Here is a 25136-nt window from a genome sequence, read left to right as displayed (position 1 = left end):
TGTCAATGCCGTGGTCATCTCAGGAATGGAAGTGGGTCCAGCCTCGCTCACGCTGCCACGGTTGGCCGTCGACGAGAACCGTGGGGTCGGCGACCTGGTCGGGTGGAAGGACCCGCCCGATGACCGTCCATCCCTCCGGAACGGTGCCGGGAGCAAAGGTTGCCGCCAAGGCATGGTCCTCCCCTCCGGCCAGCACCCAGTCGAGCGGGTCCATCCCGGTGGCCATGCCGACAGTCCGCACTGATTCCTCGATGTCGAGAACCGAGGTGTTGACGTCGATGGCGAATCCAGACTCCTCTGCGATGTGGCCCAGATCGGCCAACAAGCCGTCCGAGAGGTCAATCATCGCGTGGGCGCCCGCCTGAGCCGCCACCCGTCCCTGCCCGTAAGGGACCTCAGGACATCGTTGGGCCGAGACCGCTGCACGCGGTGACCGGAATCCTCGACCGAGCAGCACGAGTCCAGCAGCAGCCAGGCCAAGCTGACCGACGACTGCCACCTCGTCTCCGGGCACGGCGCCGTCACGACGGACCGGGGCCATCCCAGCTGTCTGGCCTATCACGGTGACCGCAATGCTGATGACAGGTCCAGCGGTCGTGTCACCTCCCACGACGCTCACCCCAGCCTGCTCGGCCTCGGCAGCCATTCCTGCCATGAACTCCCGGGCCCAGGACGCCGGCAGATCTCCCGGCGCGGAGAATCCGACGACGAGGGCGACCGGGACAGCGCCCATCGCCTCGATGTCGGAGACATTGACGGCGACGGCTTTCCGACCGACATCGGTAGCCGTCGACCATCTGCGACGGAAATGTACCTCTTCGACGAGGACATCGGTCGAGACGACGACAGATCCGTCAACCTGGAAGACGGCACCGTCGTCCCCCGGTCCCAGGGTGACGGCCTGGCTCATGGGCAGATCCCTGACGATGGAGGAAATGAGCGGGAACTCCCCCACCTGGGAAATGGTCGTCGTGGTGGCCATTGGATCTCCTTGGTACCGGGCTGGTGGTCGAGAACACGTTAGCGTGAGTGCGTGCCCATCCATCATGCAACCCGGTGCGCAACCATGCTGGCTGTCTGTCTGTTGGCCGGCACAGCAGCGTGCTCGAACGAGGAACCCATCACCCATCCGTCTCCCAGCGGTTCAGCCGCTGCCGGATGTCAGGCCGCGATGGCCGATCTGCCACAGACGGTTGCCGGAGCGAACCTCGAGGATCATGACGGGACGGTGGCGACCTGGGGCGACCCCCGCATCGTGCTGCGCTGTGGGGTGGACAAGCCCGCCAAACTCGAACCAACGTCGCGATGTGACGTCATCAACGACGTGGGCTGGTTCGCCGAGCAGATCGAGGACGGCTGGCGCTTCACGACCATCGGGAGGGCTGGCAACGTCGAGGTGACCGTTCCTGCCACGTACGCCCCGGAGGCCGATGCCTTGGTCGACCTGTCGGCCACCGTCAAGAAGGTGCCAGTGGTGCAGCCCTGCCAGTGAGGGCTCAGATCAGCGCAGTCCCAGAGGACGTTCCAGGGCAAGCTCGATGAGTTCGCTGACGATCTGGGCATACGTCATACCACTGGCCTGCCACATCAGCGGGAACCCCGAGCTGCGGGTGAATCCCGGCATAGTGTTGGGCTCGTTGACGTAGACGGTGCCGTCAGGGGCCACGAAGGTGTCAATGCGGGCGAGTCCTTCACAGCCAAGCACCCGGAACGCCTTGATCGCGACCTTCTGGACCCGATTGCGGATCTCGTCATCAAGCTTGGCTCGGGCCTGTACGGAGGCCTTCTGTTCCCCGCTCAGGTACTTGGCCTCGAAGTCATAGAAACCATCCGGGTCATGGACGACGATCTCACCAGGCACGGAAGCTCGAGGGGCGGCACCATGGTGACCGTCGAGGACGGAACACTCGATCTCGCGGCCTCGGATCCCCTGCTCGATGAGGACCTTGTTGTCATGCTCGCGAGCCACCTCGATGGCGGCTTCCAGCCTGTCGGGGCTCATCACCTTGGAGATGCCGATTGACGATCCGCCCCGCGCTGGCTTGACGAACAACGGATATTCCAAGCGGGAAGCGGCCTTGAGAACGGCATTGCGGTCCTCTCGCCACTCATGGTCACGGACGACGACATAGGGACCCACGAGAACCCCGGCCTCGGCCAGGATCATCTTGGTGAGGTGCTTGTCCATGCAGTTGGCACTTGCCGCGACGCCGCACCCGACATAGCGCACGCCGGCCATCTCCAGCAGACCCTGGATGGTTCCGTCCTCGCCGAAAGGACCATGAAGTACTGGGAAGACCACCTGGACGAGATCGGCGTTGCCCTCGGTGTCAACGATGCAGGTACCCTCCGGCATCTGCTTGACCGACACCAAGGAGCGATCCCCCACCTCCACGACGGGAAGCTGGCCGGTGCTGGGCAGGCCAAGGATCTCGTCAACCCCGTATCGCACCCAGACACCATCGGGGGTGATGCCCACACCGGAGACGTCGAATCGTTCACGGTCAATCGCAGCTACCACGTTCGCCGCTGACAGGCAGGAGATCGAATGCTCCGAACTCATCCCACCGAAGATGACGGCAACGTGGGTGCGATTCATGTGAGGTCCTTTCGCTATGACGGCACCCCACCCTACCGAGGCATCACGTCACCGAGGGTCGACGACTGGCCGCGCAGGAGCAACCGACTTGGGAACCCGCCTCCCCTTGCGCATGTCGTAACGGTCCGACGGCGGGAACTCTCCGCGAGCACGGGCGACCTGGGCGTCGATGGCATCCATGATGCGATTGGTGGCCTCGCGGACCGACGCGCGGTCGTGATGGCCATGGAGGTCCGACAGTTCGACCTCGGTCCCGCAGTACAGCTTCATCGTCTTGCGCGGCCACAGTTTGGGGAAGGTCATCTCCTTATATCCCATGACCTCCTGGGGTCCCCATTGCCCCACCGGGATGACGGGTACACCGGTCTCCAGGGCCAGGCGTGCGGCACCTGTTCGTCCGGTCATCGGCCAATGCAGGGGATCCGCGGTGATCGTGCCTTCCGGGTACATGACCACCGTCATGCCCTTGTCCAAGCCAGCCTTGGCGTCGTCGAGGACCTTGGCCGGATTCGGACCCTTCCGGTCCACCGAGATCTGACCACTGGCCGAGGCCACCCATCCGACGATCGGCACCGAGAACAACTCCTTCTTGGCCAACCAGTGCGGCCAACGACCATTGGCCACCAAGAAGGACCCCAGCACGATGGGATCGTAGTTGGAGACGTGGTTGCTCACGACAAGGGCTGGCCCTGGTCCAGGCAGATTCTCGCCACCGTGGTGGTCGAACCGCGTCAAGGTACGAGCCAGCGGGTACAGCGTCCCCACACCCATCCGGAAGATGAGACCAGGGGTGTCGGCTGGATTGGTCACGGCGGGCAGCGCCACGGTATCCCTCCTGAGTGATGTGGATCAACCCACCCTATCGGCTCACTGATACTGTCATCGGTGATCGATGAGTGGGTTGATCAACGGGTCAAGCCGTCGTCGGCAGGAAGGATGGCCGACGAGCCTCGTAAGCTGCGATGTCGTCGGCGTACTCGAGGGTCTCGCCAATGGCATCCAGGCCTGCAAGCAGACGCTGACGGGTGGCGTCGTCGATCACGAACGGGTGGGACGTACCGTCGGGTAGGCTGATGGTCTTGTCTTCGAGGGAGACGGTGAGCTTCTCACCGAGGTTGTGCTCGGCGAAGTCCCACAGTTTCTCGACGACCGCGAGGTCCACCTGGGCGAGCAGCAGTCCGTTGTTTCCGGAGTTGTTGCGGAAGATGTCGGCGAACCGCGATCCGATGACGACCTTGAACCCGTAGTTCTGCAGTGCCCACACCGCGTGCTCACGGGAGGATCCGATACCGAAGTCGGGCCCCACGATGAGGATCGAGCCGGTGCTCCACGGCTCCTTGTTGAGCACGAAGTCCGGCTCGGAGCGCCAGGAGGCGAACAGGCCGTCCTCGAAACCGGTTCGGGTGATCCGCTTGAGGTAGCTCGCGGGAATGATCTGGTCGGTGTCGACGTTGGCCCGTCGCAGCGGGACAGGAACTCCGGTGTGCGTGGTGAAAGCGTCCATCTCAGGCCTCGTGGGAAACGGGTGGCAGATCGGCGGGACTGGAGAGCCGTCCGGTGACAGCCGTGGCGGCAACGACGGCCGGGGAGACGAGGTGGGTTCGTCCTCCCTTGCCCTGACGCCCCTCGAAGTTTCGGTTCGAGGTCGACGCCGAGCGCTCCCCCGGTGACAGCTGGTCAGGGTTCATGCCCAGGCACATGGAACATCCGGCTCCGCGCCACTCGGCTCCGGCCTTGATGAAGACCTCGTCCAGACCCTCCTCCATGGCCTGCAGTCGCACCCGCGCCGAACCGGGAACGACGAGCATTCGGGTGCCTTCGGCGATGTGACGCCCCTTGATGACCTCGGCGGCCAGCCGGAGATCCTCGATGCGACCGTTGGTGCACGACCCCAGGAAGACGGTGTCAATGGGGATGTCGCGCATCTTGGTACCTGGTGTGAGGTCCATGTACTCCAGGGCGCGAGCAGCGGCGCTACGAGCCACCTCATCCTCGAAATCCTCGGCGGCAGGGACGACCCCGCCCAGCGGGACCCCCTGGCCGGGGTTCGTCCCCCACGTCACGAAGGGGGTGAGCTTGGATGCGTCGAGGCGGATCTCGGCGTCAAAGGTGGCGTCGTCGTCAGTACGCAGGGTGCGCCAATACTTGACGGCCTCGTCCCACTGCTCGCCCTTGGGTGCATGCGGACGGTCCTTGAGGTAGGCGAAGGTGGTCTCGTCGGGGGCGACCATGCCGGCGCGGGCTCCCCACTCAATCGACATGTTGCAGATCGTCATGCGGCCCTCCATCGACATCTTCTCGATGGCCTCACCGCGATACTCGACCATGTGGCCCTGGCCACCGCCGGTGCCGGTCTTGGAGATGAGGGCCAGGATGAGGTCCTTCGGGGTGACGCCTTCCGGCAGCTCCCCGTCAACCGTCACCGCCATGGTCCTGGGCTTGACCTGCGGCAGGGTCTGGGTCGCCAACACGTGCTCGACCTCGCTGGTGCCGATGCCAAAGGCCAGAGCACCCAAGGCACCATGGGTCGAGGTGTGGGAGTCACCACACACAATCGTCATACCCGGCTGGGTGAGCCCCAGCTGGGGGCCAATGATGTGTACCACTCCCTGGTCCGCGTCACCCAGAGGATGCAGCGGCACCCCGAACTCAGGAGCGTTCTCACGCAACGCCTCGACCTGTGCCCGCGAGATCGGGTCGGCGATGGGCTGGAGAATGTCGAGGGTGGGGATGTTGTGGTCCTCGGTCGCAATCGTCAGATCCGGGCGACGAACCTTGCGTCCCGCCAACCGCAGTCCGTCGAAGGCCTGGGGACTGGTCACCTCGTGCACAAGGTGGAGGTCGATGTAGAGAAGGTCGCGCTCCCCGTCCTGTCCGTGCCTGACAACGTGGGCGTCCCAGAGCTTCTCGCTCAGCGTTCTCCCCATCGCGTCTTCCCTTTCGCTGGTCGTTCGTCACCGATGTTGTGTGGCATGTCATCAGCCCCCACCGGTTGGCGAGACCCATTCTGACTCGACGATCAGGATTTGGAACGCTAATATCGCCATATGGACGAATCAAGTGGTGTGGGCGTGCTCGACAAGGCCGCCCTCGTGTTGGCTGCCCTGGAGACGGGTCCGGCATCCTTGGCAGGACTGGTTCAGATGACCGGATTGGCCCGTCCGACGGCCCATCGTCTGGCCCGCGCGCTGGAACACCATCGGTTCGTCAGTCGTGATCTGCAAGGCCGCTTCATTCTCGGCCCGAGGCTCTCAGAGCTCGCAGCGGCAGCCGGCGAGGATCGTCTCCTGGCTGCATCTGGACCGATCCTGGCCAGACTTCGAGACATCACCGGTGAATCCGCTCAGCTCTACCGTCGCCAGGCTGGCAGCCGCGTCTGCGCAGCCACCGCCGAGCGTCCGACCGGATTGCGGGACACCATCCCGGTGGGATCCATCCTGTCCATGGACGCTGGATCAGCGGCTCAGATTCTGCTGGCATGGGAGGACAGCGACAAGATCCGTCGTGGATTGAGCAACTCCGCCTTCTCCGAGGTCACCCTCGCTGCCGTACGCAAGCGCGGCTGGTCCCAATCGGTGGGCGAGCGCGAAGCTGGCGTCGCCTCGGTCTCCGCCCCGGTGCGGTCCCCCTCCGGCAAGGTCATTGCGGCCGTCTCCGTCTCTGGACCGATTGAGCGTCTGACCCGCCAGCCCGGACGTATTCACGCTCCTGCGGTCGTCGCTGCCGGAGGGCGTCTGTCCGAGGTGCTGAGGCGCTCCGCCAAGTGAGGCCGGTCGTCCCGGTGTGCGCCTGGGATGCGGGGGAATTCCCTTCCATCCTTTTTTTGATTCTCGGAAATGGCCGCGTCGGTATTTCCCGCTGTGAAAGTAATGGCCCGGATCCTGACGGATCCGGGCCATTACTTGGTGGTAGCCCCGAGCGGATTCGAACCGCCGTTTCAGCCTTGAGAGGGCCGCGTGCTAGGCCGCTGCACTACGGGGCCATACGGACATCAATGCCCGTCGAGTTCGGGTTTTGACAACCTTTTTCTGTTGTTCCCGCATCCTTTCCGGACCGGGCTGGAAAACCTTAGCAATCATTCTGCCGCTTTCGCAACTTCATGGTTTCAGTCTCCCGAGCTGGGGTACCAGGACTCGAACCTGGACTAACTGAACCAGAATCAGTCGGGCTGCCAATTACCCTATACCCCATTGCCGTTCCACCTCGGTGTACCTCAGTGGCGCAACGACGAGGAACTTTAACGAACTCTCCCCCCACTTTGCAAATCAGGACGAAATGCCTTGCCGTGAGGGTGTCCTTCGAGCGACTCTCATGAGGTTCCCAATCCACCACCCGGCCAAGGCAATGGTCAGGAATCCGCCGATGTCCCAGGCCGCGTCGACCCAACCCATCGAGGTCATGCCGCGAGCCTGCGACACCCCTCCCAGGAAGACCGCATAGCCGAAGGCGAAGAGGTTGTTGACGACGTGGGCAGCAACCCCGGCCTCCAAGCCGCCGGTGACGATGACGAGCCATCCAGCGAGCAATCCGAAGGCGAGTCTGTCGGCGAAGAGCCAGGCGTTTTGGGTGCCGTGCATCAAGGCGAAGATGAGGGCGGAGCCGACGACCGAAAGCCATCGACCCGCTTTCTCAGGCAGGTTCAAGGCCAGTCCGGAGATGACGTTCATGAGATACCCCCGAAAGAACATCTCCTCGGCAAGGGCCTGCAAGGGCGATGTGATGATGATCGCCAGCAGCCACACCCACCAGTACCGGGGAACGGTGTAATGGGCGTCCGCTCCCCCGCGCACCAGCAGCTGGGTCAGGTTGAGCACGACGACGGCGACCACAGCCACCAGCAGACCGAAACGCCATCGAATGCCTGGTTGGACTGATGCCACCCACCGAGGCGCGCGATGGTTGAGATACCGCGCCAGCACCAACACCACGACGATGAGGCTTGCCAGCGCCAGATGGGTGGCGATGAGGCCTCCGACGGTGTGATAGCCAGCTGCTCGCTTGTAGTAGGTGCTGAACCCTTCCCCGTCGTTGCACTCGACGAGGAAACCGATCCCCAGGAAGGCGTACAGCAGCCCGGGGACAATGATCGCGTACCCCAGTAACAGCCCGATGAGACCGAGCAGACCGGGACCCGGTCCAGCCGACGAATCGACGAGAACCCGAGTGTAGTCCGCTCGCGGCTCAGGGTCGGTCACCGTCGAGCGGCGGGACACGGCACGAGTCGCCATCAGGCCTCCACGACGGTATTGGCCAGGGTACCGATCCCCTCGATCTCGACCTCGACGCGCTGACCGGGTTCCATGGGCCCAACTCCAGCAGGAGTTCCGGTGAGGAGGACGTCGCCGGGCAACAGGGTCATGAAGGACGAGACGTGGGAGATGAGTTTGGGAATGGTGTGGATCATCTGGTCGGTGTTGCTGTGCTGGACCTCCTCGCCGTCCAGACGAGTGACAATCTGTCGGTGTGAGGCCTCGGCGACGGAGAAGTGGGTAACCATCCACGGGCCGAGTGGGCAGAAGGTGTCCGACCCCTTGGCACGCAACCAGTGGCCGTCGGAGTTCTGCATGTCGCGAGCGGTGACGTCGTTGGCCGCGGTGAACCCGAAGATGACTTCCTGGGCCCTTTCCTCGGGGACGTCCTTACAGATGCGACCGATGACGATGGCCAGCTCCCCCTCGTAGTGCAGGTTCGAGGATGCGGCCGGCCGGACGATGGCCTCGTCAGGTCCGATGACCGAGGTGTTGGGCTTGAGGAAGAGCAGAGGCCGGGATGGGACTTCATTACCCAGCTCACTGGCGTGTTCGGTGTAGTTACGGCCGATTCCGATGATCTTGGAGCGCGGAATCACCGGGGACAGCAACCGGACGTCAGCGAGGTCGTGACGAGCACCGGTGTACTGAACCGGAGCCGCTACTGGATCTCCCGTGATGACGGCGATGGTGTCGGGATGGTCTCCGTGATCGGCGGCGAGCTCAACGATCCCGAAGGCGGGGTCGGAACCAGCTGTGACAAACCGGGCAATACGCATGGGTCAAGAGTAATGGCGACACACGACATAACCGGGGCATCCACACACCGAGAACCCGCTGGTACTGCCATACTTTCCGGCATGACCACCACCTACTCCGTCCTCGACCTCATCCGCGCCAAGCGCGGAGGTCAGACCCTCGACTCCGATCAGATCCGTTGGCTCATTCGCGCATACACCGATGGTGTCGTCGCCGATGAACAGATGTCCGCCATGGCCATGGCGGTGTTCTTCCAGGGTCTGGACGACGAGGAGCTCTCGACCTGGACAACGGCGATGATCGAGTCCGGCGAGCGAATGAGCTTCAAGGGGCTGTCTCGTCCCACCGTCGACAAGCACTCCACCGGTGGAGTCGGTGACAAGATCACCCTGCCTTTGGCTCCCCTCGTCGCTGCCTGCGGTGCAGCCGTTCCCCAGCTGTCCGGCCGCGGCCTGGGCCACACCGGCGGCACCCTCGACAAGATGGAGGCAATTCCCGGGTGGCGAGCCGACCTCTCCCACGACGAGATGGTTGCCCAGCTCGACACTGTCGGCGCCGTCATCTGCGCTGCCGGGCCCGGGCTTGCCCCCGCGGACAAGAAGCTCTATGCCTTGCGTGACGTCACCGGCACCGTCGAGTCGATCCCCCTCATCGCCTCCTCGATCATGAGCAAGAAGATCGCCGAGGGCACCGACAGCCTTGTCCTCGACGTCAAGACGGGCTCGGGAGCCTTCATGAAGACCGAGGAGGACGCCCGCGAGCTGGCACGTCGTCTCGTCGGCCTGGGCGAGTCCGCCGGCGTGCGCACCACCGCCCTGCTGACCAGGATGGACGTCCCGCTGGGGTATGCCTGCGGTAACGGCATCGAGGTGGCCGAGTCCCTCGAGGTGCTGTCCGGCGGTGGACCTGCCGACGTCGTCGACCTCACCGTCGCGCTGGCCCGCCAGATGGTCAAGGCCGCTGGGCTGGACGGCACTGACCCGGCCGACGTCCTTGCCAGCGGCAAGGCCATGGACGTCTGGCGCGACATGGTCCGCGCCCAGGGCGGCGACCCCGATGCTCCGCTGCCGGTGGCTCACCATTCCCAGGACGTCATCGCCTCCGAAGCTGGCGTCGTCACCGGAATCGACGCGATGTCCGTCGGCCTGGCCGCCTGGCGTCTGGGAGCGGGACGAGCTCGCAAGGAGGATCCGGTACAGGCTGCCGCCGGCGTCATGTTGCGCGTTCGCCCGGGTGATCGGGTCGTCGCTGGCCAGCCGCTGGCAACCCTGCTCACCGACACCGCCGACACCATCTCGCGCGCCGAGGACGACCTGACCGACGCCTTCACCGTCGGGAGGCCCTTCCAGCCCCGCACCATCGTCGTCGACACCATTACGGCCTGAGCGCATCGCACCTAGGGCATCTGACGACGACTGGGGCCGGTTCACCAAAAGTGGACCGGCCCCAGTGTCATCAGGACAGGTGTCGTCAGGACAGTTTTGACGTTGTGCCGGTCAACAGACTCGCTTGAGCCAACCACGAGTGTCCTCGGCACGGCCGAACTGGATGTCAAGGAGACGACGACGAATCTCCATCGTGGTCTTTCCGGTCGGCTCGGCGACCGTCACCTCGTCGTCGCCGTCGAGGAAGGATCCGATCGGGGTGACAACCGCCGCGGTACCGCAGGCGAAGACCTCCGGGAACTCGCCCGAGCGCACTCCGTCAAGCATCTCGTCGATGCCGAGCTTGCGCTCCACCGGCTCCAGACCGAGATCCGGGGCCACCTCGAGAATGGACCTACGGGTGATACCGCGCAGGATCGTGCCGGTCAGCTCCGGGGTGATGAGCTGGCCGTCCTTGCTGACGGCCATGAAGTTCATGCCGCCGAGTTCCTCGATCCAGCGATGCTCAACCGCGTCGACGAAGAGCACCTGGGCGCAGCCGCGGGCCTGGGCCTCGATTTGGGAGCGCAGCGAGGCAGCGTAGTTGCCACCGCATTTCGCCTCGCCTGTGCCGCCGGGAGCAGTACGAGCCTGCTGGCGCTCGACGAGGATGCGCACTGGCTTCACTCCCCCGACGAAGTAGGCGCCCACTGGTGAACCGATCACGGAGAACAGCACCCTCGTCGCAGGAGCGACGCCGAGGAAGTCCTGGTTGGCAATCATGAACGGACGCAGGTAGAGGGACTTCTCGCCGTCCTCCCCAGGATCAGGAACCCAGCGGGCGTCGACCTCGGCCAACCGCACACAGGCGTTGACGAAGTCCTCAATCGGCAACTTGGGCAGGGCAAGGCGCTCAGCCGACAGGGCGAAACGCTCACCGTTCTGGTCAGGACGGAAAAGCCATACGGACCCGTCTGCGTGACGGTAGGCCTTGAGACCCTCGAAAATCTCCTGGGCGTAATGGAGAACAGCACCACCAGGATTGATGTCCAGACCACGGTAATTGACCACGGCGTCGTCTCCCCAGCCGTCACCGGCCTGCCAGGTGGCAAGGGCCATGTGATCGATAAAAACCTCACCAAATCGGGGAGTGGCATGTTCCAGCGCGATCCGCTCGTCGGAGGACCACGTCAGATCATCAGCAGAAGCAAAGCGCAAACTCATGGCCACACGCTACACCGAGGAAGAACCCGCTGTTCCAATTCGTGAAATCGGATGATCACATCGTGGACCATCCAGGTAGGGTTTCGACCATGACGAACGACGTGATGCAGCTCGCCGTCATCGGTGGCGACGGAATCGGCCCCGAGGTCACCGAGCAGGCTCTCCACGTGTTGGAGCGGACGATCGGGACCGAGACCTTCACCACCCATGAGTACCACCTCGGCGCCGAGCACTGGAAGACCACCGGGGAGGTCCTCAATGACTCCACCCTGGTCGAGATTTCGAAGGCAGACGCCATCGTGCTGGGAGCCGTCGGTGCCACTCCCGGCTCGACCGAGGTCCCCTCAGGACTCCTGGAACGAGGTCTACTGCTCAAACTTCGTTTCGCCCTTGACCATGGCGTCAATCTGCGGCCCTCGACCTGGTACCCCGGCACCGCCACTCCGTTGGCTCCCGAGGTCACCGAGGCCGGACCCATCGACTTCATCGTCTGCCGAGAAGGTACCGAAGGTCTCTACTGTGGCAATGGCGGATCGGTGCGGACCGGAACCCCCCACGAGATTGCCACCGAGGTGAGCATCAACACTGCCTTCGGGGTTGAGAGGGTCGTTCGCGACGCCTTCTCGCGAGCAGCTGTCCGTCGTGGCCACCTCACCCTCGTCCACAAGCACAATGTCCTCGTCAACGCCGGTTCGCTGTGGCGTCGAATTGTCGACGAGGTCTCCGTGGAGTTCCCCCAGGTGACCACCGACTACATGCACGTCGATGCCGTGACGATCGCTCTGGTCAAGGAGCCCCAGCATTTCGACGTCATCGTCACCGACAACCTCTTCGGAGACATCCTCACCGACCTCGCAGGAGCGGTGACCGGTGGCATCGGCCTGGCCCCCAGCGCAAACATCAACACCTCTGGTGAGTACCCGTCGATGTTCGAGCCGGTGCACGGTTCTGCTCCTGACATCGCCGGAACTGGTAAGGCTGATCCCACCGCCGCGATTCTCTCGATGGCCTTGCTCCTGGACCATCTCGGTCACGCCGACGACGCTGAACGCATCCGCAAGGCTGTTGCGGCCGATGTCGCTGCCAGGGCGTCAGGGCCATCCCGTACCACCAGCGAGATCGGGCGAGGCATCGCCGAGCGTCTCTGAGCCGCAACGAGAACCCTGACCCGACAGGGCCGGGGTTTCCTGTGTCCAGTTGTCGGCCGCCACCATCCCGGAGGATGTGCCCTCCTGGCACAATGTCCCCGTGCTATCCATTCCCGAGATTCCCGAACCGGTGACGAAGGCCCTCCACAATGCGCTGGAGATGGGCTACTTCACCACCACCCGTAATGAGACCGGCCGTTTCATGGCGACCTTGGCTGCGGGGGTGCACGGTTCCATCGGGGAATGCGAGACAGGATCCGGTGCCGGAGCTGCCTGGCTGCGTCTGGGGGCCCGCAAGCGCACCAAGGTCATCAGCTACGAGCCTGATCCAACGGTGTGCGCCCGTGCCCGCGAGGTCTTGGCTGACCTCGACATCGACATCATCGAGGGCACCTGGGACGACCTGTTGGAACGCGGACCCTTCGGTCTTCTCTCCGTCCCGATTCGAGTGGCTCGGGTACGTGAGGTCGACGACATCCTCAAGGCTGTCGCCGTCGGCGGTTTGGTCGTCATCGACGACATGCCCCCCAGCCACGGATTTCCCCCGCGCGACATCAACGGCACCGTCGACACCACCAGGCTGGCGTGGCTCACCCACCCGAAGATCCATGCCACCGAGATTCAGCTCGCCTCCGACATGGCGGCCATCGTCGCCTGCCGCCTGTCCCCGCGCGGCTGAGCAACCGTTCGTCACACCTCCTGCACACAGCCCGAGGGCCCGTGGATGTCCACGGGCCCTCGGCATTTGTCAGCAACCTCGAGCTCAGCGAGCAGCACTGCCCTCGGTGTAGTCCTCGTCGGTGGCGGCCAACCAGGAGTACATCTTGCGAAGCTCCTTGCCGGTGGCCTCGATCGGGTGCTTGGCCTCCTCCTCACGCAGCTTCCTGAACTCCGGAGCACCGGCGTCCTGGTCGTCGATGAATCGCTTGGCGAAGGCGCCGGTCTGGATGTCATCCAGGACAGCCTTCATGTTCTCCTTGACATGGTCGTCGACGACGCGCGGGCCAGAGACGTAGTCGCCGTACTCAGCGGTGTCGGAGATCGACCAACGCTGCTTGGATATGCCGCCCTCGATGATGAGGTCGACGATCATCTTCATCTCGTGGCAGACCTCGAAGTAGGCCATCTCCGGCTGGTAACCGGCGTTGACGAGAGTCTCGAAACCAGCCTGGATGAGGTGGGACAGACCACCACACAGCACGGCCTGCTCACCGAAGAGGTCGGTCTCGGTCTCCTCGCGGAAGCTGGTCTCGATGCCGCCGGCACGCAGACCGCCGAGGGCCTTGGCGTAGGACTTGGTCAGAGCCCAGGCCATGCCAGAAGCATCCTTCTCGACGCAGACAAGCACTGGGACACCGCGGCCGTCGGCGTATTCACGACGCACGATGTGACCAGGGCCCTTCGGGGCGACCATGCAGACGTCGACGCCCTCGGGGGCCTCGATGTAGCCGAAGTGGACGTTGAAGCCATGGGCGAAGAAGAGGGCATCGCCGTCCTTGAGGTGCGGGGCGATCTGTTCGGCGTACAGCTGACGCTGGTTCTGATCGGGGGCCAAGACCATGATCACGTCGGCCTCCTCACACGCCTCCTCGATGGACAGCACGCGCAGCCCCTGGGCTTCAGCCTTAGCAATCGACGAGGAACCCTCGCGCAGACCGACCCGCACGTCAACGCCGGAGTCACGCAGGTTGAGGGCATGGGCATGCCCCTGGGAGCCGTAACCAATGACGGCAACCTGACGGTTCTGGATGATGGACAGGTCGGCGTCATCGTCGTAGTAGATCTTTGCCATGGTGTGTTTATCTCCTTGTTGTGTTTCGGCCTCGTTGTATTTCGGTTGGAGGAATTCCTGGTCATCCAGAGCGTTTTGCCCCGAGAGCGGCGGCACCACGGTTGAGGGCCACCTGTCCGGACTGAACGAGTTCGATGATTCCGAACGGCTCCAGCATCTGCAGCAATGCGTCCAGCTTCTCACGTCCCCCGGTCGCCTCGATCGTCAGCGACTCCAGTGAGACGTCGACGGTCTTGCCCCGGAACAGTTCGACGGTGTCGATGATCTTGGAACGATTCTCGACGTTGGAGCGCACCTTGACGAGGATGAGCTCACGGGTGACCGCACCGGGATCCAACTCGACAATCTTGTGAACCTCGATGAGCTTGTTGAGCTGCTTGACGATCTGCTCGAGGGCCTGGGCCGAGACGACGCTCACCCCGATCGTCATCCGGGACTCGCTGGGATCATCGGTCGGCGAGACGGTCAGGGACTCGATGTTGTATCCTCGGCGGGCGAACAGGCCCGACACCCGGGTCAGCACGCCCGGACGGTTCGTCACCAACACCGACAGCACGTGTCTGGTCATCTCAGTTCTCCTCGGTCCCGTCGTCTGCGTCGTCCTCGTCATCGACGGGTGCGATATCATCCCCGGCGTCTCCCCAGTCGGGAGCCATGTCGCGAGCGATCTTGATGTCGTCGTTGCTGGTCCCGGCGGCCACCATCGGCCACACCATGGCGTCAGTGTGGACGACGAACTCCACGACCACCGGACGGTCGTTGATCTCGTTGGCAGTCTTGATCGTTTCGTCGACCTTGTCCGGATCGGTCACGCGGAAGGCCGCACAGCCCATTGCCTCGGCGAGCTTGACGAAGTCCGGCAGACGGTCGGAGTGCAGGTCTGTGTGGGAGAACCTGGAGTCGAAGAAGAGGTTCTGCCACTGACGCACCATGCCGAGCACGTTGTTGTTGATGATGGCGATCTTGACCGGTACATCGTTGAGGGCGGCCGTGACGAGTTCCTGGTTGGTCATCTGGAAGCAGCCGTCACCGTCAATACCCCACACGGTGGCATCAGGACGCCCGACCTTGGCACCCAAGGCTGCCGGGACGCAGTACCCCATTGTTCCGGCGCCGCCGGAGGTCAACCAGGACCGCGGCTTGTCGTGCGGCAGGAAGTGGGAGGCCCACATCTGGTGCTGGCCCACACCCGTCACGAACACGCTGTCCTCGGGTGCCAGGGCGCCGATGCGCTGGATGACCTGTTGCGGGGAGATCTCGCCCTCGGGCACCTCTTCCCACGACGGCGCATAGGTCTCCTTCATCCGCTGCAGCTGACGCACCCAGTTGGAGATGTCGAGCAGCTCCTTGCCCTCCAGGGACTCCGCCAGGCGCGACAGGGTCAGCCTTGCGTCCCCGACAATCGGGACATCGGCATGACGATTCTTGCCGATTTCAGCGGGATCGATGTCGGCGTGGATGACCTTGGCGCCGGGAGCGAAGGTGTCGAGACGCCCGGTGACACGGTCGTCGAACCGAGTGCCGACGGCGATGAGGAGATCGGCGCGCTGCAACGCCCCGACGGCAGCCACCGAGCCGTGCATGCCGGGCATGCCGAGGGCCAACGGATGTGTGGCCGGTAAGACGTCGCGGGCCATCAAGGTGGTTGCGACCGGGATGCTCGTCATATCGACCAACCGAGCCAGCTCGCCCGCAGCCTCGGCCTTGGCGACGCCGCCACCGACGTAGAGCACCGGACGACGAGCGGCCCGGATGAGGTCGGTCGCCTCCTTGATCTGCCTGCTGTGAGGACGAGTCGTCGGCTTGTAGCCAGGCAGGTCGAACTGCTTGGGCCACGTGAACGGGACGACCGAGGTCTGGGCGTCCTTGGTGATGTCGATCAGGACCGGGCCGGGTCGTCCGGTCGACGCGATGTGGAAGGCCTCGGCCATCGCCAACGGGATGTCCTCGGCACGGGTGATGAGGAAGTTGTGCTTGGTGATCGGCATCGTGATGCCGCGGATGTCGGCCTCCTGGAAACCGTCAGTTCCGATGAGGGTGGTACCGACCTGACCGGTGATGGCCACCAGCGGCACCGAATCCAGGTAGGCGTCGTAGAGCGGGGTGACGAGGTTGGTCGCGCCTGGCCCCGAGGTCGCCATGCACACACCCACCTTTCCGGTGGCGACTGCGTACCCCTCTGCGGCATGGCCAGCTCCCTGTTCATGGCGCACCAGGATGTGCCGCACCCTCGAGGAATCCATCAGCGGATCATAGGTTGGCATGATCGCACCACCGGGAAGCCCGAAGACAACCTCGGCACCGAGCTTCTCGAGGCTCTCGATAACGATCTGTGCGCCAGTCATCATCCGTTGATGCCGGGATTTCTCGGTCATGCCATCCTCCATCCGTGGTTGCGAAACGGTGCCCTTCATTGGTGCTGCCAAGGTCCTGGACAAGAAAAAACCCTCGCTGCCGATGTGGCACACGAGGGAGCGTCCTATCCGAGGATGAGGACGCTAACCAATAACAAGAAGCTGGCCGTTCATGCCTTTGAGCTTCGTGCATGAGCGGCCAGCCGTCAACCAATTCGGACAAACGTCCCACACTGTGGACTATCTTCTGTTCGGCTCTCCGGTCACCATGGCGGCAACCTCCTCGACCGGACGCCGCGGCATGGTCGAACGAATGGCATTGATCCCGGGCTCGCGGTCATACCGCGGAACGACATGGACGTGGAGATGATGGACGCTCTGACCTGCGACTTCACCGGCGTTGGAGACGATGTTGACCCCGGATGCTCCCAGCGAATCGACGAGACGCCGAGCCACCTTCGTCACCATCGGGCTGATACGAGCCAACTCCCCGTCGTCGTTGAGAACGCTCGTGACATGCTTCCGCGGGATGACGAGGGTGTGGCCATCCTGGAAGGGCTCGATGTCGAGGAATGCGACCGAGGTGTCGTCGGAATCAACGATCGTCGCAGGGATGTCCCCCGCAGCAATTGAGCAGAAAAGGCAGTCCATGAATCATGACTACCACAACAGCTCTCCCTGATGACGATGTTCGCTCAGCGGACCTCGAAACCGGCCTCGCGCAAGCCGTCCTTGACCTGGGCAATCGTCAGGGTGCGGTAGTGAAACACCGATGCAGCCAGGACGGCGTCGGCACCGGCTCGCACCGCCTCGACGAAGTCAGACACCTTGCCGGCCCCGCCCGAGGCGATGAGTGGGACGTCGACTGCCCGGCGTACCGCCTCGATCATCTCGATGTCGAAACCATCCGTGGTGCCGTCAGCGTCCATGGAGTTGAGCAGGACCTCTCCGGCTCCTCGGTCGACGGCTTGACGCGCCCACTCAACGGCATCAAGACCGGCCGAACGGCTTCCACCGTGGGTGGTCACCCCGAATCCGGAGGGCTGGTCTGGTTCCCGTCGTGCGTCGACCGACAGCACGATGACCTGGTTGCCGAATCGGTCGGCGACCTCGTCGATGATCCCCGGGTTGGCGATGGCTCCGGTGTTGATCCCCACCTTGTCGGCACCCGAGCGCAGCAGGACGTCGACGTCGTCAACCCCGCGTACCCCGCCGCCCACCGTGAGGGGCACGAAAACCGTCTCGGCGCAGCGGGTCACCACCTCGCGGGTGGTGGCTCGTCCCTCGCTCGAGGCGGAGATGTCAAGGAAGGTCACCTCGTCAGCACCCAGGCGTCCGTACTCAGCCGCCAATTCCACCGGATCACCGGCGTCGCGCAGACCGACGAAGTTGACGCCCTTGACGACTCGTCCGTCTTTGACGTCGAGACACGGGATGACACGCACAGCCACAGCCATGGCCACAGGCTACCGGGCGTGGCCCCTTGGCCCAGGGGGTGAGCAGGTGCCGTCGAGGGTGAGCGGCGGTCTCACTCCTCCTCGCGGTCCATGGTGACGACCCCGCGCTGCATGGTACCGACCACCTGACGGCAGGTGTGGGCAAGCTCCTCAGAGACTCCGGCATGAGCGATCTGGCCCGCGAGATCACAGACCTGGCGCACCCGGCGCACGAAGTCACCGGCACTCATGTCATCGAGCACCGTTTCCAACCCGGCCCCAGCAGCCCAGGCATAGGCCATCTCCGCGAATCCGATGTCGAGATCGCGAGGACGCTCGATACGGTGATCGCGCTCCAGCAGGCCGATTTCGGCTCGCACGGCTCGGAGCTGGGATTCCGCCGACTCGCTGCCATGGTCGGGCATGCGGTGCAGGTGGCCACGATCACCAGGACGAGATTCGTGGACGATGGTTGACAACACCGCGGCCAGCTGGGGGTAGTCCAGTTTGTCGAAGACACCACGCCGAATGGCCTCGGCCGTCACGAGGTCGAGTTCGGAGTAGATCCCCGACAACATTCGGCCGGCGTCGGTGACGTCCTGGCCCCCTTCACCGAGGTATCCCAGTGCCTCCAGGACGAGCACGATCCGCTCGAACTGGGTAGCGATCGACGTGGCTTTGGCCCGCGCTTTCGCCAACTCTCGCTCGCTGCGACGCGACAGCCTCATGGCACGCTCGGCAAAGCGAGCGTGGGATTCCCGATCCGGGCAGGAATGGCAGGGATGCTGCCTCATCCGAGCCCTCAGCTCACGGATGCGCTCGGCCAGTTCCGCGTCCACCTCGGGACGTTTCGGTTGGATGACCGGCTGCCCCAGACCGTCAAGGACTCGATCGAGGGCCTTACCCAGGGATCGACGATCGGCCTGATTTCCTGGGTGAAAATGGCGCGGAACCGTGACCCCGGCAACCCGCTTGACGGGGGCGTCGACGTCCTCATGACCAAGGCGAATCACGGTGCGGCCCGGGGTCATGACAAGTGGATGCGGACGCTTACCCCGTTTTCCGTGAGTACCGGGGTCGACGACGACAACCCACCCGGCGTACGGACCGGACGGCACCGCGATGACGTCACCCGAGTCGAGACGGGACAGGGAATCGGCGACCTGGCTGGGCCGTTCCCCCTTGCGCAGCCGCGCCTGCTCATGCTCCAGCTCGCCGATCTCCTCACGCATGCGGGCGTACTCCGCGAAATCGCCGTGCTCGCAGTGGGCCGCTTTCAGGTAGGCGTCGATCTCGGACTGGGTCTTACGGCTCCGTACTGCCGAACCACCCAGCCTGCGATCGGTCTGGAACTGGGCGAAGGAGTGTTCCAGCAAGTCACGGGCCTTCTCGCGTCCCATCGATCCGACGAGGTTGACGGCCATGTTGTAGGTCGGGACGAAGGCCGAGTTGAGCGGATACGTCCGTCGCGACGCCAAACCGGCCACCGCACGGGGATCCATCCCGGCTTGCCAGCACACCACCGCATGTCCCTGGGTGTCGATGCCGCGGCGTCCGGCACGACCGGTGAGCTGGGTGTACTCGCCCGGTGTGATGTCGGCATGGGTCTGTCCGTTGTACTTGACGAGCTTTTCCAGCACGACGGTGCGAGCAGGCATGTTGATACCCAGAGCCAGCGTCTCCGTGGCGATGACGACCTTGAGGAGCCCTGCGACAAACCCTTCCTCGACGATGGCCTTGAGCACCGGCAGCAGTCCTGCGTGGTGAGCGGCGATACCGCGCTCGAAGGCCGCCACGAAGTGGTTCCAGCCCACCGCTCGACGCTCCTCGTCTGTCAATCCCTCGCCGTGGCGCTCAGCGATCCGGCGCAGTTGGCGGGCCTCCCGCTGGCTCGTGAGGACCAGGTCGGTGTTGAGTAATTGGCTGACGGCGGCGTCACATCCGGCCCGGGAGAACACGAAGATGATGGCGGGCAGCAGATTGGCCCTCTGGAGGGACCGCACGACCTGAATGCGACTGGGTTGGTTACGAGGACCGCGCGGCTTGTCACGTCCGCCTCGTCCTCGACGCTGGGCGGAGGCTCCGCCGAACCGGCCACTGCCAAAGGAGACATTGCGTTTCCCCTTGCCAGAGCGGCCTCGGGGACGACGGGAGTCGTCCCGCTGGAATCTGGACTCCTCCTTGGCGATGGAGATCAGCTCCGGATTGACGTCGGTGAGACGCCTGTCGCCAAAGAGATCATGGAGTCGCCGTCCAACGGCCACGTGCTGGGTCAACGGGACGGGGCGACGCTCGGAGACGACGACACGAACGTCCCCGCGCACCTCGTCCAGCCACTCCCCGAATTCCTCCGCGTTGGACACGGTCGCCGAGAGTCCGACGATCTTGACCTGCGGGTCCAGACCGAGGATGACTTCCTCCCAGACCGGGCCACGGAAACGATCAGCCAGGTAGTGCACCTCGTCGAGCACGACCCAACCCAGGGTGTCGAGGGTGTGGGAGTTGCGGTAGATCATATTCCGCAACACCTCAGTCGTCATGACGACAACGGGAGCTTCCGAGTTGATGGTGACGTCACCAGTCAACAGACCCACCTGGTCCTCACCGTGACGAGCCACCAGATCATGGAACTTCTGGTTGGACAGCGCCTTGATGGGGGTGGTGTAGAAGCACTTCAGACCTGAGGCCAGAGCCAAGTCAGTGGCGTACTCGCCCACCACCGTCTTACCGGCCCCCGTCGGCGCGGCGACCAGGACCCCGGCACCGTCGTCGAGATCCTGACAAGCCGTCACCTGGTAGTCGTCAGGTTCGAAGGACAGCCCTGCGATGAACCGGTCAAGAGTCTCGCTCATGCCTCCAACCTAGCGGCCAGGTACGACCGTCACGGCAGACCGACGAGGTTGACCGCGGATGAACGAGCGACGACGGTCAGTGGAACGTCCCCGATCTCTTCTCCGTCGGCCATCGCAAACATGTCATCTCCATCGATGTCAACGCGTCGGGCGCGCAGGGTCTCCACGAAGTCGAGATGGGTGAACCGGCCGGCGTACAGCAGGGGCAGGCAGCTGAGCAGTGCCCGGCGGGATACGGCATGGATGATCGTGATGTCGAGCAACCCGTCGACGACGCTGGCCGTCGGACAGACCCTCATCCCGCCACCGAAGTGTCCGCCATTGCCGACGGCGATGAGCATGGCGTCGAGCTCTCGGTCCTGCCCATCGATGCTGATCCGGTAGTGCCTGGGAGTGAACTCGGCCAGGGCTGACAGCGCGACCCAGCCGTAACTCAGCGGGCCGAACTTCGTCGTCATGCGGTTGGTACGTCGGTTGACGATGGCGTCGTACCCGGTGGAGACAACGCATCCCACCCAGCAATGCCCGCCATACACGGCACCTGTGACCTCGGCGAGGTCGATCCGAGTGGGCTGATCAGCCACGATGTGCCTAATCGCATCGTCAACCCTGGAGGGCAGGCCCACCGACGAGGCAAAGTCATTCCCGGTTCCCGATGGCACGATGGCGAGCCGGATCCTGGTCCCTGCGAGATGGTTGAGTCCCAGGTGGACCATGCCGTCTCCGCCCATGACGACGACGCGGTCCCCCTCACCGTCGGTGGCCGCAAACTCAGCCAATGCCTCGTCGGCATTCTGAAAGCTGGTGGTGTGTACGGCATCGACGTCACCGAAGGCCCGCTGCAACTGTGCTGCCACCCAGGGCTGGAGACGATCAGCGCGGCCGCCACCGGCGGCCGGATTGACAAGCAGACGGGTTGTCATGCGGCGCACTCCTGCCGCGACGCAGAGGTGGGCACGGATCAGTCGATCTGAATGTTGAACTCGGATTTGTCGATGCCCAGGTCATCGGTGTTGCGCTTTCGCTCATTGCTGCGGCAGATCCACTCGGCGATGACGTACATCACGCTCAGTGGTACCGCGAGGGCACACATCGAGATCGGGTCACCGGACGGATTGACGAAGGCGCCTAGGCAGAAGAAGCCGAAGATGGACCACTTGCGCGCCGACTTTAACTGCGCAGACGACAACACGTGGACCAGGTTGAGCAGGACCAGCACGACCGGCAACAGGAAGCTCACCCCGAACAGCAGGATGACGCGAATCTCCAGCGCAAGGAAGGCATTCATGTCCAGCAGGTTGGTGATGCCCATGCCGTGGGGAGTGAAGTTCAACATCAGGGCGATGCCCTTGGGCAGCACCCAATATCCCAGCGCGGAGCCGATGAGGAACAACGGAATGGCCGATCCCAGGAATCGCAGCGCCCATTTCTTCTCGTTGACGAGAAGACCAGGGACGATGAAGGCCCAGATCTGGTACAACCAGACAGGACAGGCTGCGATGAGTCCGGCGACGATGGCCACCCTCATGTTCAACACGAACGGGGCGACGACACCGTTGTTGACGACCTGCAAGGAGGCCGTCGGATTCTTTTCCTTGATCGCGGCGCTGGCCTGCTGGTAGGGATACATGACGATCTCGACCAGCGGCCGGTAGAACACGAAGGCCACGGAGCTCGTGATGGCAACCGCGATGAAGGACACGATGATTCGGTAGCGAAGCTCCCGGACATGATCCAGGAGAGACATCGTGCCGCCCTCCCCGGCCTCGGGCGGACGAAATCGGGCAAACCGACGGTGCTCCTCACCGACGGTCTGCCCCACCTCAGCTTGCTCGACCGGAGTATCCGTGGCCATGAGTTGACTCACTCGGTCGGCTTGCTCTGATCCTTGACGACGTCAGCCTCGACGGCCTCGATGTCCTTCTCGGCCTCCTTGTCCTTGCCCTTGTCGAGACCGGCAGTCTCTTCCTTGAACTCACGGATGGCGCGACCGGCACCCTTGCCAACACCGGCGATGCGGGAACCACCGAAGAGAACAAGCGCGAGGACGACGATGATGATGATGGTCATGTCATTCGCGATGAGCAGAGGAGCCATTGAGGCTCTCCTTCCAGACTTGGCTGGCACCCTTCCCGCACCACACAGGAGGGCCGCCAGCTCGACGATCGGCGTTTAGGCTACCACGACGCTCACCGTACATCGGGCCTCATCGACTCCTTACCAGCAGTGGTGTCGAGATCCTCCAGGACGTGAGCCAACTCGTCGAGCCGACTGGTCGTCCGTTCCACGTCGCTCAGCAATGCGACGACCTTGTGCCACAACCAGATCATGCCGACCACGATCTCCACGACAAACAGGACGAATGCGAGGACAAGAACCCACATCCACCACATATCAGGACTCGCCCCCAGCCTCACGCTGTGGCGCCTCAATACCGTTGGCGATGGCGGCCGCGCGTGCCAGCTGAATCGCTGGAGCAGCCGCACGAGGCGGATCTACGGCGAGGACATCGGGGCTCAGACCCACCATGAGCTCGGCGAGCCAGGTCGGTGAGGCGACTGCGAACGTCACCTTCCACACGTCCCCGTCCTTCTCGACGTGACGCACCGGGTGGTATTCGGCGACCCATCCGGCACGCGGGGCCAGGGTCAGTGTCACTTCATCGACGACATCGGAAAACCACTCAAGAGTCTTGGGCGGACGGCCATGATTTGTGGCGTGACCCACCCTCTTGCCTGTCACGATGCGATCCAGACGCCAGGTTCGCCACTGTTTGCGGGCCATCGACCACCCTACGAGGTAACGATGACCGTCACGAACCTCTACCCGGACAGGATCGACGACCTGGGTGTGCGGGGTGGGGTCATCGCCTCGCTTGTGGACGATCTCGATACGCCACTTGTTGGCGCAGGCTCCGGTGAACCATTCCGAACGCGGGTCGTAATCGGCCTCCACGCTGGCTTCGACCGGGTCCGGACCGGACTGCGGACAGACCTGGCGCAACTTCTCGACCGCCGACGCCACGGCAGGCCGAACGGTGTCGTCGGCCAGATCAGCGATGACCTGCAGAGCGGCCAGCAGGGACCACGCCTCGTCAGGTGTCAGACGCATGGGGCGTGGCAGGGCATCGGCATTGGTGATCGTAATGGTGCCGTCGGAGTCGACGGCATCCATGTCGATGTCGATGAGATCGTCCGGCATGCCGCCGGGCAGTCCGACCATCCACAGGATCTTGAGATCCGCGATCACCCGGTCGGTGGTCACTCCGAAGACCCTAGCGACCTCGGTGACGGCGACTCCGGGATGGGAACGCAGATACGGGATGAGCGCGAGCAGTCTGGCGGTGTCAGTACGGGCGGTCATGAGGCATCCTCCTCCAACCGCAGGACGGCCTGAATACGATCGGCGAGCACCGTGCGGGCCTTCTCCGGGGCGAGCAGAATGATCCGTCCACCAGCGCGCAGCACCGCGGTGGCGGCCTCGTCATATCCGCCAAACCCACCGGTGACGACCTCGTACCCCTCAGGAACGGGTCCATCCCACTCCGCACGAGTCGTCATGACTCCCAGACGCACACCGGGAGCGACGGCCATGGTGACGTCGACCTCCTCGGGCTCCGGCGGTTCGAGGCGATTGAGGTGGGCCTCAATGACCTCAGGTTCGGGACTGGTGACGGTACCGGGCTCCCCCACGGTCGTCACCGCAGAACTGATGCGCGAGAGACGGAACAGTCGCGGCTCGTCGCGGTCCACGTCACGTCCAACGAGGTACCAACGTCCCCGGCGCAGAGCCATTCGCCATGGATCGACGGTGCGCTTTTTGCCACCTCGGTACCCGAACCTCACCCGGGACCGGTCGATGGTGGCCCGCCACAGATCAGAGAAGGACGGCGCGTCAGCTCCCGTGACGACCTGCGTGGCAATACCGGCCTCGGTGTCAGGCTCGACACCAGCAGCCCGCAACTTCACCAGCGCAGAGGTGGAGGACTCGTCAAGAACGGACTCCCGCCACACCCTCGCCGCAGTGGCCAGGGCGTCGGCCTCGGCCTGGGTGAACTGCACGGGAGGTAGCTCGACGTCCGCACGGGGGATGCGGTAACCGACCTCGTCGCCGAAGAAGGTGTCGAGGGTCACGGACTCGACGGTGATGCCGATCCGACGCAGTTCCTCCTTGTCGCGCTCGAAGGAGCGCTGGAAAGCGACCTCGGAGACCCTGCGGTAGTCCTCGATCATGTCGCGCAGCTGGGCACGAGTGAGAGGACGGTCGGTGACCAGGAGAGCGATAACGAGGTTGACCAACCTCTCCGAACGCTGCGCAGCCATCGGCACCCTCCCTTCCAGCGTCACAGCCTACCCATGT

The 25136-nt window shown here is 64.0% G+C and carries 25 protein-coding genes and 2 tRNA genes; 5 read left to right on the top strand and 22 right to left on the bottom strand.

Features of this window, described 5'->3' with window-relative positions:
• Positions 1-19: 19 nt before the first annotated feature.
• On the bottom strand, positions 20-982 hold the full coding sequence (locus tag HMPREF9153_RS07755) for a thiamine-phosphate kinase (protein WP_004810989.1): 963 nt from the start codon (positions 980-982) through the stop codon (positions 20-22).
• Positions 983-1033: 51 nt separating this feature from the next.
• On the opposite strand from HMPREF9153_RS07755, the gene HMPREF9153_RS07750 reads away from it, so the two are divergent.
• On the top strand, positions 1034-1492 hold the full coding sequence (locus tag HMPREF9153_RS07750; protein ID WP_174266639.1) for a DUF3515 family protein: 459 nt from the start codon (positions 1034-1036) through the stop codon (positions 1490-1492).
• Between the two features lie 9 nt (positions 1493-1501).
• Here HMPREF9153_RS07750 and HMPREF9153_RS07745 read toward each other — a convergent pair whose 3' ends face one another.
• The 4 genes from HMPREF9153_RS07745 to leuC form a co-directional block, all read right to left on the bottom strand.
• Positions 1502-2599 (bottom strand): D-alanine--D-alanine ligase family protein, encoded by a 1098-nt coding sequence (locus tag HMPREF9153_RS07745; protein WP_004810986.1) that lies wholly within the window; start codon positions 2597-2599, stop codon positions 1502-1504.
• Positions 2600-2647: 48 nt separating this feature from the next.
• Entirely contained in the window at positions 2648-3370 is a 723-nt protein-coding gene (locus HMPREF9153_RS07740; protein ID WP_174266668.1) for a lysophospholipid acyltransferase family protein, read from the bottom strand.
• A gap of 142 nt (positions 3371-3512) precedes the next feature.
• Positions 3513-4103, bottom strand: a complete 591-nt coding sequence (leuD, locus tag HMPREF9153_RS07735; RefSeq protein WP_004810983.1) for a 3-isopropylmalate dehydratase small subunit — start codon at positions 4101-4103, stop codon at positions 3513-3515.
• A 1-nt stretch (position 4104) separates the two neighbouring features.
• Positions 4105-5526, bottom strand: coding sequence for a 3-isopropylmalate dehydratase large subunit (gene leuC, locus HMPREF9153_RS07730; protein ID WP_004810980.1), 1422 nt, complete (start codon positions 5524-5526; stop codon positions 4105-4107).
• 120 nt (positions 5527-5646) lie between these two features.
• Here leuC and HMPREF9153_RS07725 point away from each other — a divergent pair, with 120 nt between their 5' ends.
• Positions 5647-6366 (top strand): IclR family transcriptional regulator, encoded by a 720-nt coding sequence (locus HMPREF9153_RS07725; protein WP_004810977.1) that lies wholly within the window; start codon positions 5647-5649, stop codon positions 6364-6366.
• A 139-nt stretch (positions 6367-6505) separates the two neighbouring features.
• On the opposite strand, the gene HMPREF9153_RS07720 is transcribed toward HMPREF9153_RS07725, so the two are convergent.
• The 4 genes from HMPREF9153_RS07720 to HMPREF9153_RS07705 form a co-directional block, all read right to left on the bottom strand.
• A tRNA-Glu gene (locus HMPREF9153_RS07720) sits at positions 6506-6581 on the bottom strand.
• Positions 6582-6717: 136 nt separating this feature from the next.
• Positions 6718-6789 (bottom strand) — tRNA-Gln (locus HMPREF9153_RS07715).
• 75 nt (positions 6790-6864) lie between these two features.
• The gene (locus HMPREF9153_RS07710; protein WP_004810975.1) at positions 6865-7827 is read right to left on the bottom strand and encodes a CPBP family intramembrane glutamic endopeptidase; all 963 of its coding nucleotides are present in this window, start codon (positions 7825-7827) and stop codon (positions 6865-6867) included.
• Positions 7827-8627, bottom strand: coding sequence for a fumarylacetoacetate hydrolase family protein (locus HMPREF9153_RS07705; RefSeq protein ID WP_004810974.1), 801 nt, complete (start codon positions 8625-8627; stop codon positions 7827-7829). The genes HMPREF9153_RS07710 and HMPREF9153_RS07705 overlap by 1 nt, the downstream gene beginning before the upstream one ends.
• An 81-nt stretch (positions 8628-8708) precedes the next feature.
• Here HMPREF9153_RS07705 and HMPREF9153_RS07700 point away from each other — a divergent pair, with 81 nt between their 5' ends.
• Positions 8709-9992, top strand: coding sequence for a thymidine phosphorylase (locus HMPREF9153_RS07700; RefSeq protein WP_004810973.1), 1284 nt, complete (start codon positions 8709-8711; stop codon positions 9990-9992).
• Between the two features lie 111 nt (positions 9993-10103).
• Here HMPREF9153_RS07700 and HMPREF9153_RS07695 read toward each other — a convergent pair whose 3' ends face one another.
• Positions 10104-11195: a branched-chain amino acid aminotransferase gene (locus HMPREF9153_RS07695; RefSeq protein ID WP_023033452.1), complete on the bottom strand. Its 1092-nt coding sequence runs from the start codon at positions 11193-11195 to the stop codon at positions 10104-10106.
• A gap of 89 nt (positions 11196-11284) precedes the next feature.
• Between HMPREF9153_RS07695 and HMPREF9153_RS07690 the strand changes: the two genes are divergently transcribed.
• Both HMPREF9153_RS07690 and HMPREF9153_RS07685 read left to right on the top strand, forming a co-directional pair.
• Complete coding sequence (locus HMPREF9153_RS07690) at positions 11285-12343, top strand: 3-isopropylmalate dehydrogenase (RefSeq protein WP_023032785.1); 1059 nt, start codon at positions 11285-11287, stop codon at positions 12341-12343.
• A 100-nt stretch (positions 12344-12443) separates the two neighbouring features.
• Positions 12444-13022 (top strand): O-methyltransferase, encoded by a 579-nt coding sequence (locus HMPREF9153_RS07685; protein ID WP_015582550.1) that lies wholly within the window; start codon positions 12444-12446, stop codon positions 13020-13022.
• 84 nt (positions 13023-13106) lie between these two features.
• On the opposite strand, the gene ilvC is transcribed toward HMPREF9153_RS07685, so the two are convergent.
• The 12 genes from ilvC to HMPREF9153_RS07625 form a co-directional block, all read right to left on the bottom strand.
• Positions 13107-14231 (bottom strand): ketol-acid reductoisomerase, encoded by a 1125-nt coding sequence (ilvC, locus tag HMPREF9153_RS07680; RefSeq protein ID WP_323808879.1) that lies wholly within the window; start codon positions 14229-14231, stop codon positions 13107-13109.
• Positions 14197-14703 carry an acetolactate synthase small subunit gene (ilvN, locus tag HMPREF9153_RS07675; protein WP_004810963.1) on the bottom strand — a complete coding sequence of 169 codons (507 nt, stop codon included), beginning with the start codon at positions 14701-14703 and terminating at the stop codon, positions 14197-14199. The genes ilvC and ilvN overlap by 35 nt, the downstream gene beginning before the upstream one ends.
• Position 14704: 1 nt before the next feature.
• Positions 14705-16522, bottom strand: a complete 1818-nt coding sequence (locus HMPREF9153_RS07670) for an acetolactate synthase large subunit (protein WP_036901880.1) — start codon at positions 16520-16522, stop codon at positions 14705-14707.
• A 207-nt stretch (positions 16523-16729) separates the two neighbouring features.
• Complete coding sequence (locus HMPREF9153_RS07665; RefSeq protein ID WP_004810959.1) at positions 16730-17140, bottom strand: HIT family protein; 411 nt, start codon at positions 17138-17140, stop codon at positions 16730-16732.
• A gap of 44 nt (positions 17141-17184) precedes the next feature.
• On the bottom strand, positions 17185-17946 hold the full coding sequence (gene hisF, locus HMPREF9153_RS07660) for an imidazole glycerol phosphate synthase subunit HisF (protein WP_016667809.1): 762 nt from the start codon (positions 17944-17946) through the stop codon (positions 17185-17187).
• A gap of 71 nt (positions 17947-18017) precedes the next feature.
• Positions 18018-20777 (bottom strand): DEAD/DEAH box helicase, encoded by a 2760-nt coding sequence (locus HMPREF9153_RS07655; protein WP_004810954.1) that lies wholly within the window; start codon positions 20775-20777, stop codon positions 18018-18020.
• 29 nt (positions 20778-20806) lie between these two features.
• Positions 20807-21700, bottom strand: coding sequence for a diacylglycerol/lipid kinase family protein (locus HMPREF9153_RS07650; RefSeq protein ID WP_004810951.1), 894 nt, complete (start codon positions 21698-21700; stop codon positions 20807-20809).
• A gap of 38 nt (positions 21701-21738) precedes the next feature.
• Positions 21739-22632 (bottom strand): twin-arginine translocase subunit TatC, encoded by an 894-nt coding sequence (gene tatC, locus HMPREF9153_RS07645; RefSeq protein ID WP_004810949.1) that lies wholly within the window; start codon positions 22630-22632, stop codon positions 21739-21741.
• Between the two features lie 8 nt (positions 22633-22640).
• Positions 22641-22874, bottom strand: coding sequence for a twin-arginine translocase TatA/TatE family subunit (locus tag HMPREF9153_RS07640; protein WP_004810948.1), 234 nt, complete (start codon positions 22872-22874; stop codon positions 22641-22643).
• 92 nt (positions 22875-22966) lie between these two features.
• Positions 22967-23170: a hypothetical protein gene (locus tag HMPREF9153_RS07635; RefSeq protein WP_004810945.1), complete on the bottom strand. Its 204-nt coding sequence runs from the start codon at positions 23168-23170 to the stop codon at positions 22967-22969.
• Between the two features lies 1 nt (position 23171).
• Positions 23172-24140, bottom strand: a complete 969-nt coding sequence (locus HMPREF9153_RS07630) for a WYL domain-containing protein (protein ID WP_004810944.1) — start codon at positions 24138-24140, stop codon at positions 23172-23174.
• A complete protein-coding gene (locus HMPREF9153_RS07625; RefSeq protein ID WP_004810941.1) occupies positions 24137-25099 on the bottom strand; it encodes a helix-turn-helix transcriptional regulator in 963 nt (320 codons plus the stop codon). Before HMPREF9153_RS07625 ends, HMPREF9153_RS07630 begins: the two co-directional genes overlap by 4 nt.
• Positions 25100-25136 lie beyond the last annotated feature (37 nt).

Source organism: Cutibacterium avidum ATCC 25577 (assembly GCF_000227295.1).
In the GTDB taxonomy this organism is placed as follows: Bacteria; Actinomycetota; Actinomycetes; order Propionibacteriales; family Propionibacteriaceae; genus Cutibacterium; species Cutibacterium avidum.
Note: the sequence above shows the minus strand (reverse complement) of the source record. Positions and strands in the feature narration are given on the sequence as shown.